Annotated in this window: 14 protein-coding genes; 8 read left to right on the forward strand and 6 right to left on the reverse strand. The window is 35.3% G+C overall.

What is annotated here, in order from left to right; genetic code table 11:
* The first annotated feature begins 181 nt into the window (after window positions 1-181).
* From J3495_RS05275 to J3495_RS05290, 4 genes are all read left to right on the forward strand, one after another.
* Entirely contained in the window at window positions 182-427 is a 246-nt protein-coding gene (locus tag J3495_RS05275) for a hypothetical protein (protein ID WP_210665527.1), read from the forward strand.
* Window positions 417-707, forward strand: a complete 291-nt coding sequence (locus J3495_RS05280; protein ID WP_210665528.1) for a type II toxin-antitoxin system RelE/ParE family toxin — start codon at window positions 417-419, stop codon at window positions 705-707. Before J3495_RS05275 ends, J3495_RS05280 begins: the two co-directional genes overlap by 11 nt.
* Before the next feature lie 276 nt (window positions 708-983).
* Window positions 984-2,387, forward strand: a complete 1,404-nt coding sequence (gene lpdA / locus J3495_RS05285) for a dihydrolipoyl dehydrogenase (protein WP_210665529.1) — start codon at window positions 984-986, stop codon at window positions 2,385-2,387.
* A gap of 144 nt (window positions 2,388-2,531) precedes the next feature.
* Complete coding sequence (locus J3495_RS05290; protein ID WP_210665530.1) at window positions 2,532-3,074, forward strand: lipocalin family protein; 543 nt, start codon at window positions 2,532-2,534, stop codon at window positions 3,072-3,074.
* 57 nt (window positions 3,075-3,131) lie between these two features.
* Here J3495_RS05290 and J3495_RS05295 read toward each other — a convergent pair whose 3' ends face one another.
* Both J3495_RS05295 and J3495_RS05300 read right to left on the reverse strand, forming a co-directional pair.
* A complete protein-coding gene (locus J3495_RS05295; RefSeq protein WP_210665531.1) occupies window positions 3,132-3,506 on the reverse strand; it encodes a DoxX family membrane protein in 375 nt (124 codons plus the stop codon).
* Window positions 3,507-3,710: 204 nt separating this feature from the next.
* Entirely contained in the window at window positions 3,711-4,610 is a 900-nt protein-coding gene (locus tag J3495_RS05300; protein WP_210665532.1) for a DUF4349 domain-containing protein, read from the reverse strand.
* A 216-nt stretch (window positions 4,611-4,826) separates the two neighbouring features.
* Between J3495_RS05300 and J3495_RS05305 the strand changes: the two genes are divergently transcribed.
* The 3 genes from J3495_RS05305 (at window position 4,827) to J3495_RS05315 (ending at window position 9,618) form a co-directional block, all read left to right on the forward strand.
* Window positions 4,827-6,113 (forward strand): anthranilate synthase component I family protein, encoded by a 1,287-nt coding sequence (locus J3495_RS05305; protein WP_210665533.1) that lies wholly within the window; start codon window positions 4,827-4,829, stop codon window positions 6,111-6,113.
* A 113-nt stretch (window positions 6,114-6,226) separates the two neighbouring features.
* Window positions 6,227-7,537, forward strand: a complete 1,311-nt coding sequence (gene tilS, locus J3495_RS05310; RefSeq protein ID WP_210665534.1) for a tRNA lysidine(34) synthetase TilS — start codon at window positions 6,227-6,229, stop codon at window positions 7,535-7,537.
* Window positions 7,537-9,618 carry a protein-disulfide reductase DsbD family protein gene (locus J3495_RS05315; protein WP_210665535.1) on the forward strand — a complete coding sequence of 694 codons (2,082 nt, stop codon included), beginning with the start codon at window positions 7,537-7,539 and terminating at the stop codon, window positions 9,616-9,618. The genes tilS and J3495_RS05315 overlap by 1 nt, the downstream gene beginning before the upstream one ends.
* A 165-nt stretch (window positions 9,619-9,783) precedes the next feature.
* On the opposite strand, the gene J3495_RS05320 is transcribed toward J3495_RS05315, so the two are convergent.
* The 3 genes from J3495_RS05320 to J3495_RS05330 form a co-directional block, all read right to left on the reverse strand.
* On the reverse strand, window positions 9,784-11,109 hold the full coding sequence (locus tag J3495_RS05320; RefSeq protein ID WP_210665536.1) for an ammonium transporter: 1,326 nt from the start codon (window positions 11,107-11,109) through the stop codon (window positions 9,784-9,786).
* A gap of 340 nt (window positions 11,110-11,449) precedes the next feature.
* Window positions 11,450-12,757: an amidohydrolase family protein gene (locus tag J3495_RS05325; RefSeq protein WP_210665537.1), complete on the reverse strand. Its 1,308-nt coding sequence runs from the start codon at window positions 12,755-12,757 to the stop codon at window positions 11,450-11,452.
* 28 nt (window positions 12,758-12,785) lie between these two features.
* A complete protein-coding gene (locus tag J3495_RS05330) occupies window positions 12,786-15,779 on the reverse strand; it encodes an amidohydrolase family protein (RefSeq protein WP_210665538.1) in 2,994 nt (997 codons plus the stop codon).
* 246 nt (window positions 15,780-16,025) lie between these two features.
* Here J3495_RS05330 and J3495_RS05335 point away from each other — a divergent pair, with 246 nt between their 5' ends.
* Complete coding sequence (locus J3495_RS05335; protein ID WP_210665539.1) at window positions 16,026-17,561, forward strand: YifB family Mg chelatase-like AAA ATPase; 1,536 nt, start codon at window positions 16,026-16,028, stop codon at window positions 17,559-17,561.
* Between the two features lie 230 nt (window positions 17,562-17,791).
* On the opposite strand, the gene J3495_RS05340 is transcribed toward J3495_RS05335, so the two are convergent.
* Window positions 17,792-18,241, reverse strand: coding sequence for a hypothetical protein (locus J3495_RS05340; RefSeq protein WP_210665540.1), 450 nt, complete (start codon window positions 18,239-18,241; stop codon window positions 17,792-17,794).
* Between the last annotated feature and the right edge of the window lie 30 nt (window positions 18,242-18,271).

Genomic DNA, 18,271 nt, shown 5'->3' on the forward strand with positions numbered 1-18,271 from the left:
TGTCATCCTGAGAAACGAAGGATCCCCGCAAGAAGCTCTAAAAAGAATGTTATCTCTTTGCAGAATTACCTTTGGAGATTTCTTCTTAGTCAAAACTTGGTCTTTGTGAACAAAAAAAGAAAATCATCTTAACACATTTCAAAACCAAAAAGGGTTAAATTTGATTTAAAATGCAACGATAATGGAAACAAGAGAATTAAGACGTAAGCTGATAAAGGATTTTGGAAAATTCATTGAAGACGATTCTAAATTAGAAATTTTAGAAAGTGTTTTTGCTGCTATAAATCATGACGAAAAGAAATCAATTGTTTCTGATTCTCATTATGATTTAGTTGCTGAAGAAAGAGAAAAGTATCTTTCAAATAAAAAAGAAGCAACTTCTTGGGAGGAAGTAGAACAGCGTTTGAATGATAAGTATGGTTTTTAAAATTAAAATTTTACCCTTAGCAGAAAATGAAATTGATGATTCTATTGAATTTTATGAAAGCAGGAGTAGAGGTTTGGGAAAACAATTTATGTCTTATTTACAATTATATCTAAAAGTTTTAAAAACAAATCCGCAATTATTTGAAATAAAAAAAGCACCAGGCTATCGTGAATTAACCTTAGTAAAATTTCCATTCGTAATTATTTATGAAATTATCGAAAATGAAGTAATCGTTTATTCTGTTTTTCATTCTTCAAGAAATCCTCAAAGTAAACCTTGAGTTTTATGTAGAAAGTTACAAAGGTTCAGAGGCTTCTTATAATAATCTTGCGATTTCATGAGAAACAAAAATAATTCGAGAGAATTTATGTAACTAGAGGCAAAAAAATTTTCGATTACTTGCCTTTGCAACATTTAAAAACAAACCCTAGCAAACCTTTTTATGCTTTATTATAAAACTTCCAACCAAAATTTCATACAAAAAACATTGAAATTTAAACTTTAAACAAAACTTTATTCCTTAATTTTGTATCGCTAAAAATAAAATAGACAAACTATGAGTTCATTTGACGTAGTCATTATAGGTTCAGGCCCTGGCGGATATGTATCAGCAATTCGTTGCGCACAATTAGGTTTCAAAACAGCAATTGTAGAAAAGTATAACTCGCTGGGAGGAACGTGCCTTAACGTAGGTTGTATTCCTTCAAAAGCATTATTGTCTTCTTCTCATCATTATGCCGAAATTGCACATTTTGCAGATCACGGAATTGAAGTTTCGGGAGATGTAAAAATCAATTTAGAGAAAATGATCGCGCGTAAGCAAGCGGTTGTAGATCAAACCGTTGGTGGAATCAACTACTTAATGGATAAAAATAAAATTACTGTTTTTACAGGTTTAGGTTCTTTCGTAGATGCAACACACATTGCAGTTGCAAAAGCAGATGGAACTTCGGAAACTATCGAAACAAAATATGCTGTAATTGCTACAGGTTCTAAACCATCTTCTTTGCCTTTTATTAAAATTGATAAAGAAAGAATTATTACTTCTACTGAAGCTTTGGCCTTAAAAGAAGTACCAAAACACCTTGTAATTATTGGTGGAGGCGTTATCGGAATCGAGCTTGGACAAGTTTATTTACGTTTGGGAGCGCAAGTTTCTGTAGTAGAATTTATGGATAGAATTATTCCCGGAATGGATAGTGCTTTGTCTAAAGAATTGACAAAAGTATTGAAAAAACAAGGAATGAAATTTTATGTTTCCCACAAAGTAAAATCAGTAGAAAGAAACGATGATGCTGTTGTGGTTCAGGCTGAAAATGCAAAAGGAGAAACAATCACTCTTGAAGGAGATTATTCATTAGTTTCTGTTGGTCGTCGTCCTTACACAGACGGATTAAATGCTGACAAAGCTGGAGTAAAAATTTCAGACAGAGGACAAGTAGAAGTAAACGATCATTTGCAAACAAATGTTCCGAATATTTATGCGATAGGAGACGTTGTTCGTGGAGCAATGCTGGCGCACAAAGCCGAAGAAGAAGGAACGATGGTTGCCGAAATCTTAGCAGGTCAAAAACCACATATCGATTATAATTTGATTCCTGGTGTAGTTTATACTTGGCCAGAAGTTGCTGCAGTTGGACAAACAGAAGAGCAGGTAAAAGCTTCTGGAACCGAATATAAAGTAGGAAGTTTTCCTTTTAAAGCTTTAGGTCGTGCAAGAGCAAGTGGAGATTTAGACGGATTCGTAAAAATTATTGCTGATGCAAAAACAGATGAGGTTTTAGGTGTTCACATGATTGGTGCCCGTACCGCTGATTTGATTGCTGAAGCTGTGACTGCAATGGAATTTAAAGCCTCTGCAGAAGATATTTCAAGAATGAGCCACGCACACCCAACTTTCGCGGAAGCGGTAAAAGAAGCGGCATTGGCTGCAACAGATAACAGAGCTTTACACGTGTAATAGACGTTAAATCATATTTTTTAAACCGCTGGAAGTATTTTTTCCAGCGGTTTTTTTGTGCATTTAAATATGTAAAAAATAAAAATAATTCTGTAAACATTTCTCTGACTAAGATGGTAACTTTATGATATAAAAGAGAACATTATGAAAAATAGATATATAATTCCTGCATTAGTGGGGGCAGGAGTAGCTATTGCACTTTATTCTTGTAAAGCGACTATTCCTAAAAAAGCAGCTGCTGTTACTAATTTTGATATTTCTAAATATTTAGGAAAATGGTTCGAGATTGCCAGACTGGATTTTAAATATGAAAAAGGTTTAAGCAACGTAACTGCCGAATATTCTCTGAACGATAATGGTACATTAAAAGTTGATAACAAGGGCTATGATGTCAGAAAAGACAAGTGGGAACAAAGCATAGGAAAAGCCAAATTTGTCAAAAAAGACAATGTAGGTATGCTGAAAGTCTCATTTTTTGGTCCTTTTTACGCTGGTTATAATGTAATTGCTGTTGATGAGAATTATAAATATGCCTTGGTGGTAGGCGAAAATCTAAAGTACATGTGGATCTTGTCGCGCGAAACGACAATGCCTGAAAGTGTAAAAGCAGATTTTCTTATAAAAGCTCAGGATATAGGTTATAATGTTTCAGATCTTGTTTGGGTACAACATGATAAAGCGCAATAAACAAGAAACCCGACATTTTTCTTGATGTCGGGTTTTTATGTCTGAAATTGAAGCAATTTAAGCTGTAAAAACACTTTTGTAATTACCCCAATATCTGTAAATTAAAAATAAATTGGCTAAAAATAATAACGCTGCAATAGGCAAACCTTCTGGAGCCAAAAAATAATTAATAAACAAAATATTAATCGTAATAGGCAGAATTAGGATATTAGCAAGTGTTACATAACGCCCTGTCAAAAAAGCAACTCCGCACAGCAATTCGATTGATTTGGCTAATGGCAATAAGTAAGTTGAGGCGACTAAACCCATATTAAATGCTTTAAAATTTCCTGTAGCTTCAGGCTCAGGCGCCAGTTTGAAGAAAAAAGTAATAGAAGCAAATAATAATAAAAGACCAATTAAAACTCGGACAACAATTGTAGCAATTTTCATAGTATTGGGGTTTTTAGATAAGTTAAAAAGCACTGTTTTGAAAAGCGTTATTCCCTAAATTCCTAATAAAATGAAAATCATTTTTTGAAACCAGTTTATTAAGAATTTTACAATCTGCGTAATCCTATTTTAGGATTAATTGAATTCTATATCAAATATAACGAATTTTTTCCTATAAAAATACTGCTTTATTAACACTTTTGCTTATTTTTTTACATACTTTTTATAAAGGAAGAAACCTCCAAAACCTAATAACAGAAAAGGCCAAAGATGTACTAATGCGACCAAAATGGTTTCAAGAATGTACCAGCCACTTTTTAAAGCATCTATAATTTGGATGCCTAGATTCGGTTTGTAGGCGTCGCTATCTTTTTCGCTGGCCGTAATTTCTTGTTTAATCGTTTCTTTTTGGTACAATTGCAACGTCACAGTACTAAAGTTAATTTGATCCTGCATTTCCAAATCTGTTATTTTTCGGGTATCGTTTTCTTCTTTTTGGATGGCCAAAGTGTTTTCGGCTTCCATGATATCTTTTATTTTTTTGCCTTTAGTATCAATAGCTTTTTCGACCCTTTTTGCTGTAACTACGCTTCTTTTTTGCGAAAGTTGATTCGATAATAACTTCAGCGACACATCATCTGCTTTGATGACCCTGAAGTCCAGAAAATCAATTTGTTTGGCAATACTTTTTATAACTGTATCAAGTTGTGTATTGGGCACACGAATCGTGATATTATTTTCGACACTGTATTTCAAGGTTTCGAGTGTGCTGTCCTGGCTAATTTTGGTTTTTATTTCATCATTAATGGTGCTTTGAAGGTTGGTATACGTAACAAAACCACCAAATTTGTGCACCACATTTTCTATGGCATACGTTGATTTTGCTACATTTTTAACCTTAAATTTAATATCGGCGGTACGAATAAATTTTTGCTTGCTGTCCTTTTTTTCCACTGCGGCCGAGGAAGAAACTATAGTGCTATCCGTGATGGCGTCAGCGATATCTGCGCTTTCTTCGGCTGTGGCGGTATCTGCTTTTTTACAGGAAAATAATAATGTGATAATGATCAAGGCAGTGAAGCCTAACTTTGCAAATGTTTTCATAAAAGTTTTAAAATTGGATTAGTAAAAGGTTTTTTTTTAGGTGATTTATAAATATTTTTTATCAGACAGAAGGAGTAATTTTTTAATCAAATGATGAAATTGGTTTTAGGATTTGGCATTAATTCGATATACTAAAAAGTGTGCCAAGATTTTTTGAGATTACTTTAACGAAGGAAAATATTTGTCGTAATTTTGAGGTCTAAAATTTATTTATTCTTGAGAGTTTCCATTCATAAGCATATTTCGAATCCCGAGCAGTTCAAACAGCAACTTTTAATGTGGTCACAACAATTTCGTGAAGCCATTTTTTTAGATAGCAACTCCTATCCGCAAGAATATTCAAGTTTTGATTGCATCCTTGCAGTAGATGCTTTTACAGCTCTCAAAACCGATTTTTACAATGCTTTTGAAGATTTAAAACAATACCAGCAAACGACCAAAGATTGGCTTTTTGGTTATCTTTCGTATGATCTGAAAAATGATTTAGAGCGCTTGACATCTTCAAATTATGATGGATTGCATTTTGCAGATTTGTTTTTCTTCCAGCCAAAAAAAATATTTTTATTGAAAGAGAATCACTTGGAGATACAGTATTTATTGCTTTGTGATGATGAGATTGAAGATGATTTTGAAGAAATTATGCAATATCATTCTGATGTTTTTGAAACAGTAAATCCGATTATCGTACAACAAAGAATTTCTAAGGCATCTTATGTAGAAAAAGTTTCAAAAATGCTGAATCACATTCACGCAGGTGACATGTATGAAGCTAATTTTTGTATGGAATTTTTTGCCGAAAATGTGATACTAAATCCTGTAGAAAAATTTCAAAAATTAAATGCTATTTCTCAGGCTCCTTTTTCGGTTTTCTTCAAAAATAATAAGCAATTTTTGCTATCAGCATCCCCAGAACGTTATATAAAAAAGAGGGACGAAAATATTATTTCGCAACCTATAAAAGGAACTTCGAAACGTTTTTTTAATGCAGTTGAAGACGAACAATCTAAAAAATTTCTGGAAACAGATGCAAAAGAAAGAGCCGAAAATATCATGATTACAGATTTGGTTCGCAATGATTTATCGCGAACTGCGCAAAAAGGATCTGTAAAAGTAACGGAACTTTGTAAAATTTATTCTTTTTTGCAAGTGCATCAAATGATTTCTACGGTTACATCAAAGCTAGATCCACAATATTCGGCAGTTGATGTTTTAAGAACGACTTTCCCGATGGGAAGTATGACGGGTGCCCCAAAAATTTCTGTGATGAAAATTATCGAAAATTTGGAAGAAACAAAACGTGGCTTATACAGCGGATCGGTAGGTTATTTTACCCCCGATGGTGATTTTGATTTTAATGTTGTTATTCGCAGTATTTTGTACAATCAAGAAAATAAATACGTTTCGTTTTCGGTCGGCAGCGCTATCACGTCACAATCAATACCCGAAAAAGAATACGAAGAATGTCTGCTAAAAGCCAAAGCAATGCACGAGGTTTTACGATAGGATTTAGTCACAGATTAAAGGATTAAAATGACTATAAAATCTGTGTAAATCTTTTAATCTGTGGCAAAAAATAAATCATAAGTTTTTAGAATTTAATTTTTTACATTTATCAAATGCTTTCAAAATTTCAAAATCACATTGCAGACAGATTTCCTTTTTTGAAGGAAAAAAAACTATTTCTAGCCTTAAGTGGGGGATTAGACAGTATGGTTTTGTTGCATTTAATGCAGCAATTACCTTTTGAAATAGCTGTTTTGCATTGTAATTTTCAGTTGAGAGGATTGGAAAGTTTTGGTGACCAAAATTTTATTCAAACGTATTGTGATGACCACAATATTTCTGTTTTTATTACCCAATTTGACACCGAATCTTTTGCAAAAGATTATAAATTATCCACTCAGGTTGCTGCTCGTGAGTTGCGATACAGTTGCTTTTATGAGCTTCTGGAAACCAAGAATTTCGATTATGTTCTAACAGCTCATCACGCCGATGATAATCTCGAAACCTTTATTATTAATCTTAGCAGAGGTACGGGTTTAGAAGGATTAGTTGGGATTCCCGAGCAAAATGATCGAATTGTTAGACCATTATTGCCTTTCTCCAGAGCTGAAATTTTGTCGTATGCTCAGGATAATAATGTCGAATGGCGAGAAGACAGCAGCAATGCCTCTAATAAATACCTTCGGAATAAAATTCGTCATGATTTGGTTCCGATTCTAAAAGAGATCAACCCAAATTTTTTGGCAGCTTTTGAGAAAACTCAATCGTATTTGCAGCAATCGCAGGAAATGGTCGAAGATGCAACGATTATGGTGTATCAGCAAGTTGCAAAAGAAGTCGGCGATGTCATTCATTTCGATTTAAATCAATTAAAAAAACTGCCCAATTATCAATCTTATTTGTACCAATGGCTCAATGAATTTGGTTTCGTGGCTTGGAGTGATATTTATGATTTAGTAGATGGGCAATCCGGGAAACAGGTACTGTCGGCAGAGTTTCGATTATTAAAAAATAGAGATAGCCTGATTTTGATTCCAATTTCTGAAATGTCAGAAAAAGAAGAATTTCAGATTAGTGAAGGGGATGCGCAAGTTAATTTTCCCTTAAAATTAAGGTTTGGTCAGGTAGATGACATTACAGTAGAATCAAATACAGTTATCTTTGTTGACGGAGAAAAAATCTCTTACCCTCTAGTTTTACGTAGATGGAAAGAAGGCGATTTTTTTCATCCTTTGGGAATGCATGGAAAGTCTAAAAAAATCAGTAAATTTTTTAAAGATGAAAAATTATCATTAATAGAAAAAGAAAATACTTGGCTTTTGTGTTCTAATGAGCAAATAGTTTGGGTGATTGGTATGAGGCAAGACGAGCGTTTTAAAATTGAAAATAGTACAAATAGAATCTTAAAAATAGAATTACAATAATGAAATTTAATCAATACTCCGCTGTGTTACTGAGAAATACCTGGAATAGATATTTGGTGCTCTTATTATTTTTCTTTTTCTTAAAAGGAAATGCTCAAATTTTAGAACCTGTAAAATGGACTGCTAAAATTGAAAAAAAATCGAATACCAATGCTGTTTTGATTTTTGATGGTATTCTGGAAAAAGATTGGCATTTGTACTCTCAATTTACACCAGATGGTGGGCCTCTTCCGCTAGAAATTGTGTTTAAAAATCAAAAAGGGAATTATAATTTAGTAGGAAAAGCCAAAGAAGGCAAAACTAAAACCACTTTTAATGATGTTTTTGGAGTAAACGAAACTTATTTTGAAAGTAAGGCTCATGTTGAGCAGGAAATCATCATTACCAACCCTGATTTGAAAGCTGTAGAAGTTGAATTTGATTTTCAGGTTTGTAAAGAAGTGTGTATCAATTTGAATAAAAAATTCTCGATTGCAATCCCAGCGTCATTTAAAATGAATGCAGTTGCCACGGTTTCAGAAGCAAAAGCAGACGGAACAAAAACGGCAGATTTAGTAGTCGATACTTTAAATACGGCCACTAAAACAGTTGTAAAAACACCTGAAAAAGCGACGACAGAAAATGCAACAACAGAGTCTGAAATAGCGTCTCCGGCTTCACCAAGAAGTCTGTGGTCGGTATTTTTTGTGGCTTTCTTGTTTGGATTTACAGCGTTACTGACACCTTGTGTTTTTCCGATGATTCCAATGACGGTAAGCTTTTTTACCAAGCAAAGTAAAACCAAAGCAGATGGAATTCGAAATGCTATTATTTATGGAATTTCGATTATCGGAATCTATGTGACATTAGGATTTTTAGTGTCTTGGATTTTTGGTGCAGATGCCCTAAATTCATTGGCTACCAATGTTTGGTTTAACGTTGGATTCTTTGTTCTGTTAGTTATTTTTGCAACGTCATTCTTGGGAGGATTCGAAATAATGTTGCCTAATTCTTGGGCAAATAAAGTAGATCAGCAAGCAGATAAAGGCGGCATTGTTGGAATATTATTTATGGCTTTGGCCTTAGCAATTGTCTCTTTTTCGTGCACAGGACCCATTGTAGGATCGCTTTTGTTTGAAGCGGCAACCAATGGTGTCATTGGCCCCATAGTAGGAATGTTTGGATTTTCGTTAGCATTGGCTCTGCCTTTTATGCTTTTTGCAATGTTTCCGGGTTGGTTAAATTCGTTGCCAAAATCAGGAGGATGGCTGAATACAGTAAAAGTGTTTTTAGGATTTTTGGAACTCGCTTTTGCATTCAAATTTTTGTCAAATGCCGACTTAGTTTTGCAATTACATTTCTTAGAAAGAGAAGTTTTCTTAGTAATCTGGATTGCTATTTTTGGTGCTTTGGCATTGTATTTATTCGGAAAAATTACGTTGCCGCATGATAGTCCTTTACCACATATTTCTGTAGGTCGATTGTATTTAGGTTTGGTTACTCTGGCCTTTACAGTGTACCTGATTCCGGGACTTTGGGGAGCACCTTTGAAGTTAATCAGTGCGTTTCCGCCACCGCCACAATATAGCGAAAGTCCTTTTGGGGTTGGAGGTTCGTCTGCAAGTGTAACTTCATCAGAAGGCTTACCAAAAGGAGCAGAATTGGGACCACACGGGATTATGGTTTTTACAGATTATGAAGATGGTTTGGCGCATGCGAAATTAATTAATAAACCTATTATGCTCGATTTCACGGGACATGCTTGTGTAAATTGCAGAAAAATGGAGAATAATGTTTGGTCAGATCCTCGTGTTTTATCCATTTTGAAAAATGATGTGGTGCTCATTTCTTTGTTTGTAGATGATAAGCGACCATTGCCTGCAGAGAAGCAATTTGTGACTTCTGCGGGAGACAAAATAGAAAGTATTGGCGATAAATGGACCGATTTTATGATTACCAGATACAAAACCAATACACAGCCTTTGTACGTTTTGACAGATTTAGAAGGAAAGAGTTTAAATGTAACAACACCAACCATCAGTTATGTTGGAGTTGAGGAATATTTAAACTGGTTAAAAACGGGAATTTCAAAATTTAAATAAATTATTTCAAAATAAAATTTAAAAGTAATCGTTATTTCTTTTGTAATAATTCAGAATAATTTTAGAAGAAAAAAATATAGATAAGGTTGAAATTAATTCAAACAAAAAGCACTCTAAAGAAATTTAGAGTGCTTTTTTATTAAGGGCAAAGTCGAAAATTATTTCTTATAAGAATTCTCCGTGTTGAGAGATATCCAAACCTAATTCTTCTTTTTCTTCGGTAACTCTTAGAGGAGTGATTTTATTAACAACAAAGAATAAAATGTATGAACCGACAAATGCAAAGATTGAAACAAGTACCAAGGCTTTTAATTGTATTAAGAATAGAGTAGCATCGCCAAAAATAAGTCCTTGGTTTTTACCAACAATTGAATTGACAGAATTTGAAGCAAAAACTCCTGTTAGTAGCATTCCTACCATTCCTCCGACACCATGACAAGCAAAAACGTCTAAAGCATCGTCAATTTTTCCTTTAGGAAATTTACTTACAACAAGGTTACTGATAACACTAGCGATAATACCAATGGCCAAAGCGTGAGGGATACTTACGAAACCAGCAGCTGGCGTAATCGCTACCAAACCTACAACAGCACCAATACAAGCACCCATAGCAGATAATTTGTGACCTAAAATTTTATCAAGGAAAACCCAAGCCATAGCTGCAGAAGCGGCGGCAATAGTAGTAGTTCCTAAAGCTTGTGCGGCAAGACTTCCAGCTCCAACTGCAGAACCTGCATTAAAACCAAACCATCCAAACCATAATAAACCTGTACCTAATAATACATAAGTGATTCTTGCAGGATTTACTTTTTGAACTTTACGTTTTCCTAAGAAAATTGCACCAGCCAAAGCAGCCCAACCAGCACTCATGTGTACAACTGTTCCTCCAGCAAAGTCTAAAACTCCCCATCCGAAGAATAATCCATCAGGATGCCAAGTCATGTGGCATAATGGAGCGTAAATAAATAATATAAACAACACCATAAATAACAAATAAGCCCAGAAGCGTACACGTTCTGCAAAAGCTCCTGTTATTAAAGCAGGTGTGATAATAGCAAATTTGGCTTGAAATAAAGCGAAAAGAATCATCGGGATTGTCGGCGCTAATTCCCATGCGGTGTTGGCGCTTACTCCTTGAAAAAATATATTAGAGGAAGGATCTCCAATGAATCCGCCCAGTGATGGGCCAAAACACAATCCAAACCCAACTACTACCCAAAGTACCGTAACAATTACCATGGCCATAAAACTTTGCAGCATAGTACTGATTACATTTTTTTTACCTACCATTCCTCCGTAGAAAAAACCTAATCCGGGAGTCATTAATAATACAAGAGCTGTTGCAACAATCATCCATGCAGTATCACCCGTGTCCAGTTTTAATTCGACGATGTGAGGACCCAATGTTTTTGATTCAGTAATAAAGGAGATAGAAAAAATAGATAGTAACAAAACTGTGATTAATATCACGCTTAAAATAATTTTTCGCATAGTTATTTAGTTTTAAATTTTTGATAAAAATATAAAATCATTCAATACCCCTATAAAAAATAAGGTATTAAGCCTAATTTTTATTAATATTTTAATTTAAACCCCTCTATTTTGAATCTAATTATTAAAACACATATAAATTTTGCGTTTTGTGAATCTCATTTTATCTAAAAATGCATTTTATTAATAGTTTTAAGGTTTAATTGTGCTAATAATTGATAGTTTTAAGATTAATTTAAGTTTTATTTGTGTTGTATTTTGTTTTTTATTGAAATTAAAGCAAAAAAAAGCATCAGATGAAATTTTCAAATGATGCCTTTTTGAGAAGATAAAAATTCTACTATTGCTGGTTGAATTTTTGCTTAAATTTTTTGTTTAGTTTAGTCTGATGCGTTTCAAGGTTAATTTCTCTTCCTTGAATAAAAGCGGTAGACAATTGATTGGTTCTCATGTCTAGAGCATCTCCTTCAGAAATAAACAAAGTAGCGTCTTTTCCTGTTTCCAAAGTACCACATAGAGCATCTATTCCTAATAATTGGGAAGTATTTGAAGTGATCAACTGCAAAGCTGTTTCTTTATCCAAACCAAAAGCGGCGCAAGTTCCTGCTAAAAACGGAAGATTTCTCACGCTCATACGCTCATGATCACCACTGTTTTCTAGTCCTACTATAATACCTTTGTCTGTCAATATTTTTGCCATTTTATAAGGTAAATTCACGTCTTCATCATCGCTTGTTGGCATGTCGTGTACCCGTCTTAGTAAAACCCCTACATTGTTCTTTTTTAAGAGATCTGCCGATTTGTAAGCTTCAAATCCTCCTACAACAACTAGTTTTTGTATACCATTATCTTTTGCCAATTGTATAGCATCAATAATTTGTTTTTCCTCATCTGCGTGCACATATAAAATCTGAGTTCCATCAAAAAGACCTTTTGTTGCTTCCAAAATCAGGTTTCTTTCTTTAGGAGCAGCGCCAGAATACGCTTTGGCATTTATTAAAAAAGTATTTACTTCTTCAACTTGTTTGATATAATCTTTGTTAGGTTCGATAATCCCTGGCTCAAACCAATTTCCACCTCTTTTAAAAGTAGCAGGAAAGTTTAAATGGATACCGTCATTTTCTTTTAAAATAGCATCACTCCAACTCCAAGCATCTAACTGTACAACAGAGGAAGTACCCGAAATTCTTCCGCCGCGTGGCGTAATTTGAGCAATCAAAACACCATTGGGGCGAACTGTTTCGATTACTTTCGATTCAGAATTATAAGCGATAATACTTCTTACATTTGGATTAAAATCACCAATTTCTGCTTCGTCATCAGATGATTTTACAGCGTCTATTTCGACCAATCCTAAAGTTGAATTTGGAGAAATAAATCCCGGGTAAACATGTTTTCCAGCAGCATTAATCGTGGTGTCAAAAGCATTATCCGCCAACCTGATAATCGTGGCATCTGCGACTAATGTTAATTTTCCATCTTTAAAACCAATAGCACTATTTTCGATCACTTTTCCGTTGCCTAAATGTGCTGTTGCGTTTAATATCAAAACCGACTTGGTCTGCTTCTGAGCGGGTATTTGCTGGGCATTTAGTTGTACCGAGGCACAAAATACGAGTAGCAAATTATATATGTTTTTATTTATCATAATATCTTTTTTTGACTTTATAAAATTTCTACTCTTCAAGAGTGTCACAGTGATACTCTTTTTTCTCTTTTTTAGTAGGGGTTTGCGTTTGGCCACCTTTATTTTTTTCCTGCAACATCTGTCCGATCAATATATTCCTTTCTTTGGTGATAGCAGCTTGTTTTTCGGCATCTTTTTCAATGTCAAAATAGACTACACCTTCAATGATAGTTTTTTCGGCTTTTGCATAAATAGACAAAGGATTGTCGCTCCATAGTACCACATCGGCATCTTTACCCATTTTTATACTTCCTACTTTATCGTCGATATGTAATAATTTTGCTGGGTTAAGAGTTACAAATTTCCATGCTTCTTCTTCAGGGATATTACCGTATTTTACTGCTTTTGCAGCTTCCTGATTTAGTCTTCTTGACATTTCGGCATCATCAGAGTTGTACGCAACCACGACTCCTGCATTGTGCATGATAGGCCCGTTAAACGGAATAGCATCGTTTACTTCAAATTTGTAGGCCCACCAATCAGAGAAAGTCGAAGCTCCAACGCCGTGAGCTTTCATTTTGTCGGCCACTTTGTATCCTTCAAGAATATGGGTGAACGTATTTACATTAAAATTAAATTTCTCGGCAACGTTCATTAGCATCAAAATTTCAGACTCTACATAAGAGTGACACGTAATAAAACGCTCTTTATTTAAAATTTCGGCCAAAGTCTCCATTTCTAAATCAACTCTTGGCGCTTTTTCTTTTTTAGAATTGGCTTTGAATTTCTTCCAGCTTTCATCATATTCTTTGGCACGTTGAAAGTAATCGATAAAAACCTGCTCAACTCCCATTCTCGTCTGAGGAAAACGAGTAGGGTTATCAATTCCCCAGTTGGCTTGTTTTACGTTTTCTCCCAATGCAAACTTGATAAATTTAGGTTGATTTTTGTACAACATATCCTCAGGAGCAGCACCCCATTTCCATTTTACAATGGCAGAACGACCACCAATTGGGTTGGCAGAACCGTGTAATAATTGTGAGATCGTAACACCACCGGCCAAATCTCTGTAAATATTAATATCTTCAGAGTTTACAACATCTTGTATCGTAACTTCGGCGGTAGAGTTGTGACCGCTTTCGTTTACCCCTTTAGAAATAGCAATGTGCGAATGCTCATCAATGATTCCGCTTGTGATATGTTTGCCTTTTGCATCAACTACAGTAGCAGTTGCGTCTGAAAGATTTTTACCAACGGCTGCAATTTTTCCGTTTTTGATTAATACATCGGTCTCTGTAAGGATTCCTTCTTTTTCATTGGTCCAAACGGTTGCATTTTTAAATAGTAAAGTTTGAGCCGTTAATTTTTTTGAATCACCAAAAGCTACGTTAGGGTAGGTGGTTGGCATGATTGCAATTGGTTTTTCTGGCTTTAAAGTATCTTTAATCGCGATAAAAGCACTGGTTCTTACAGCAGTCCATTGGGTTTCTTCTCCATTGGATAAAACGGCTTTTCCAGACAATATTTCTGGTTTTTCTATAAAACCTGTCAAACGAGTGTAGTTTGATTTTATAGTGTCAGCAGGTTTAACTAAAAGCGAAATCCAGTTTTTAGCAACCGAAAAAGTACTTTTTATCTTTTTAGCATCTGCAGTGGTAAGGTCAGATTTTGGAGCTTCAGCCGTTCCTTCGATCTTCCATTTATAGGTATCTTTTCCGATTGTTAAATCATAATTACCGCGAATATCTTTTCCGTTGATATCGTTAATGACGAATTTACTTCCTTGTACCCAGTTTTCGAATAAAATCGTTTTTTCGTCAAAAATTTCTCCAGATGTAATTACAAAATTGGCAAAACAACCCGCTTTTAAACTTCCTATTTCATTGCTTTTTCCTAAGATAGAAGCCGGAATAGTTGTCAATGCCTCTAAGGCTTTGGTTTTGTCAAATCCAAGTTTAATGGCTTTTAAAAGATTGGTTCTAAAATCTTCTATTTTCTTTAATTTATCAGTTGTCAAAGCAAAAACGACACCGTTGTCCGAAAGCACTTTAAGATTCGTTGGCGCCTGATTCCAGAAACGCATATCTGCCAATTCTATTTGGTTGGATTGATATGGATTGGAAACATCATAAGCCTCTGGAAAACTGATTGGGATGATGAATTTTGCGTTGGTGTTTTTAATTTCTTCAATTCTTTCAAACTCATTTCCGCTCCCTTTCAAGATATAATTCAAACCAAATTCTTTGGCAATTTTAGCGGCTCTTAAGCTGTTTAGTTTGTCTTCGGTAGCAAAAATTTGAATTAATTTTTCATTATTAGCCAAAGCTTCCAAAGACAAATCTTTGTTTTCAGCATTTCCTTTTTTGTACCAGTCAAGATCCAGATACATCTGACGCAATAAGGCCATCATCCCCATTAAAGAGCTTGGATAAGCTTGATTGGTCAAGGCACTTTTGGTAAATGCAAAATGATTGGTTAGTTTATTCGAGATAATTCTATTTTTATCGTCTGTATTGTTCAGTGCAATCAAAGCGCCAGTTCCCTGAGCAACTCCGTCGGCAATATGCGTACTTACAACACCAAAACCTGCTTTAAGCAGTTCGTCTGCTTTGGGTTGGTCATAAGTAAAACTTTCGTAACTATTTGTTTCTGGGCGAATACTTTCATTCCAATAAAATCCAACTCGTTTGGTGTCGTAAGAAGCATCTCTTCTTCCACCAGTTAAATTTCTTTTTGGTTTTTCTATTCCAAAAGTGGTGTATAAATCAATAAAAGAAGGGTAAATTGTTTTTCCTTCCAGATTGATGGTGATCGAGTTTTTAGGAATTGCGATATTGGTTCCAACCGAAACAATTTTACCATCCTGAATTAGTAGTGTTCCTTTTTCAATCTTTTGATTTGGAGTAACGTAGATCGTAGCATTGGTAAAAACAGTATAATTATTGTTTTTATTGTGTACACTTTCGTTAATAGGGAAATAGTCTTGAGCGTGCATTTTTGTTAAAAAAACGCTCAAAAACAATAAGAGTAGGGCTTTTTTCATATATAAATAAATAAATTTTTGATAAAAATATGAAAAATATATAATGTTTGGTAATTTAAAAACCAATATTATTGTCCTTTTTTATTTTTTAATAGTTGTTTAAGGAATGCTGTTTTTGTGGGTTTGTGATAACTTAGATTTTGGTATAAGATGTAGGATTATAAATTCTTTAAATTAAAATTGTAGTATTTTATTTATAATAAAGTATTTTTTAGTAGATTTAGAAATATTTAATGATTTACAATTATGTTAATTAAAGTTTACGGAAGTGCTGTTTTTGGGGTAGAAGCGACAACGATCACTGTCGAAGTCAATATGGACAAGGGAATTGGTTATCATTTGGTAGGATTGCCCGATAACGCCATAAAAGAAAGCAGTTATCGCATTGCAGCAGCACTTAAAAATAACGGTTATAGTTTGCCCGGCAAAAAAATCACTATCAATATGGCGCCAGCCGATTTAAGAAAAGAAGGTTCTGCCTATGATTTGCCTTTAGCAATTGGTATTCTTGTGGCGTCCGACCAAATAAAAGCGGCAGAAGTTGATCAATATATTATTATGGGCGAACTTTCATTAGACGGGAGTTTGCAATCTATAAACGGAGCGCTGCCAATTGCAATAAAAGCAAAAGAAGAAGGGTATAAAGGATTTTTTCTTCCGAAGCAAAATGTAAAAGAAGCTGCAATCGTAGCGGGATTGGACGTGTATGGCGTTGAGAATGTGCAGGAAGTTATTGATTTTTTTGAAGGCAAAGGTACTTTAGAACCCACCACGATCGATACCCGGGCCGAATTTTATAAAACCTTAGATTTTCCCGAATTTGATTTTTCTGATGTTCGCGGGCAGGAGAGTATCAAGCGCTGTATGGAGATTGCGGCAGCAGGTGGTCATAATATTATTTTAATTGGGCCTCCCGGTGCAGGAAAAACGATGTTAGCCAAAAGATTGCCTAGTATTTTGCCCCCAATGACGTTGCGGGAAGCGCTAGAAACAACTAAAATTCATAGTGTAGCAGGAAAGTTAAAAGAAGTTGGACTCATGAATCAAAGACCTTTTAGAAGCCCTCATCATACTATTTCGAATGTAGCTTTGGTGGGTGGCGGAAGTTATCCGCAACCAGGGGAAATTTCAATGGCACACAATGGTGTTTTGTTTCTGGATGAACTGCCGGAGTTCAAACGGGATGTTTTGGAGGTCATGCGTCAGCCTTTGGAAGATCGAGAAGTGACGATTTCTAGAGCCAAATTTACGGTAACCTATCCTTCGTCTTTTATGTTAGTGGCAAGTATGAACCCGAGCCCGAGTGGTTTTTTTAACGATCCGAGCGTGCCCAATACGTCGTCGCCACACGAAATGCAGCGGTATTTGAGTAAAATTTCGGGACCTTTGCTAGACCGAATCGATATACACATCGAAGTGACACCGGTACCTTTTGAGAAACTATCTGATGATAATAAAGCAGAAAGCAGTGTAGAAATTAGAAAGCGTGTTACTGCGGCTCGCGAATTGCAGTCGCAGCGATTTGAAGAACTGTCGAATATTCATTATAATGCACAAATGAACACCAAACAGATTCGTGAATTTTGCGCTCTCGACGAACCATCAAAACAATTACTGAAAACGGCTATGGAACGACTCAATCTTTCGGCAAGGGCTTACGACAGAATTTTAAAAGTTTCCAGAACCATAGCCGACTTAGATGCTGCTCCCGAAATCATTTCATCGCATATTGCAGAGGCGATTCAGTACAGGAGTTTGGATCGCGATGGTTGGTTGGGGTAAAATGGTGGATGTTTCAGGTTTGATGTAATAATAACCTGGGATTTTTTCTGAAACGGAAGTTGCGTGAAGGATGGGCGCGATATCCTTTTGCGACACCCTGCAATTACTGGTGTACACCGATGTTTCTGGAGCAAAAGATTTAGCAGACAGCCTGACCCGAAGTTTACGGAGGGGCACGCCCAAAAAAGTACTATTGTTCTTTTATGAGCTTTTGCTTTGTTCTGAACTACTTACTGCAAAAGTGCTTCTATTTTTTCTTCCGATTTTTCTTTGATGGGACTGTCCTGGTGAAAACTCCAGATGATCAGGAACTTTCCTTTGGCCAAGTATTCTTCAGGGTGTGCGTCTGTTGGTTCTTTGTCTCTGCCCCAAAGGAGTCCTTGCAGAAAAGCATCCCCTTTAAATCGGTTTTCAAATTCAAAATACATTATCGTACCGCTGTCGCCCTTGCTCTTAAAACTCTGAATTTCCTTTTTCTTTACGGTGCCCACGAGTGTGTTGTAGGTGGCAACATCATTATAAAAAGAGCACGCCTGAATAGATACGCAATTGTGCCCATCGCTTAATGCATAAGACTTCGGAATTTCTTTAGGTTTCAATTTTAAGTCTGCAATCGTCTGGCTAAACAAAGGAGCACTTATAAGCAGTAAGAATGCTGCAAGTAGAAATGATTTTTTCATGATTTTTTAGGTTTTGGGGTAATATAGGGC

Source organism: Flavobacterium geliluteum, from assembly GCF_017948595.1.
GTDB classification, from domain to species: Bacteria; Bacteroidota; Bacteroidia; order Flavobacteriales; family Flavobacteriaceae; genus Flavobacterium; species Flavobacterium flavipigmentatum.

Excerpts from the sequence above, each read along its gene's own strand:
- J3495_RS05275 (WP_210665527.1), top strand. The coding sequence starts at position 182 with ATGGAAACAAGAGAATTAAGACGTAAGCTGATAAAGGATTTTGGAAAA.
- J3495_RS05280 (WP_210665528.1), top strand. The coding sequence starts at position 417 with ATGGTTTTTAAAATTAAAATTTTACCCTTAGCAGAAAATGAAATTGAT.
- lpdA (WP_210665529.1), top strand. The coding sequence starts at position 984 with ATGAGTTCATTTGACGTAGTCATTATAGGTTCAGGCCCTGGCGGATAT.
- J3495_RS05290 (WP_210665530.1), top strand. The coding sequence starts at position 2,532 with ATGAAAAATAGATATATAATTCCTGCATTAGTGGGGGCAGGAGTAGCT.
- J3495_RS05295 (WP_210665531.1), bottom strand. The coding sequence starts at position 3,506 with ATGAAAATTGCTACAATTGTTGTCCGAGTTTTAATTGGTCTTTTATTA.
- J3495_RS05300 (WP_210665532.1), bottom strand. The coding sequence starts at position 4,610 with ATGAAAACATTTGCAAAGTTAGGCTTCACTGCCTTGATCATTATCACA.
- tilS (WP_210665534.1), top strand. The coding sequence starts at position 6,227 with ATGCTTTCAAAATTTCAAAATCACATTGCAGACAGATTTCCTTTTTTG.
- J3495_RS05315 (WP_210665535.1), top strand. The coding sequence starts at position 7,537 with ATGAAATTTAATCAATACTCCGCTGTGTTACTGAGAAATACCTGGAAT.
- J3495_RS05320 (WP_210665536.1), bottom strand. The coding sequence starts at position 11,109 with ATGCGAAAAATTATTTTAAGCGTGATATTAATCACAGTTTTGTTACTA.
- J3495_RS05325 (WP_210665537.1), bottom strand. The coding sequence starts at position 12,757 with ATGATAAATAAAAACATATATAATTTGCTACTCGTATTTTGTGCCTCG.
- J3495_RS05330 (WP_210665538.1), bottom strand. The coding sequence starts at position 15,779 with ATGAAAAAAGCCCTACTCTTATTGTTTTTGAGCGTTTTTTTAACAAAA.
- J3495_RS05335 (WP_210665539.1), top strand. The coding sequence starts at position 16,026 with ATGTTAATTAAAGTTTACGGAAGTGCTGTTTTTGGGGTAGAAGCGACA.
- J3495_RS05340 (WP_210665540.1), bottom strand. The coding sequence starts at position 18,241 with ATGAAAAAATCATTTCTACTTGCAGCATTCTTACTGCTTATAAGTGCT.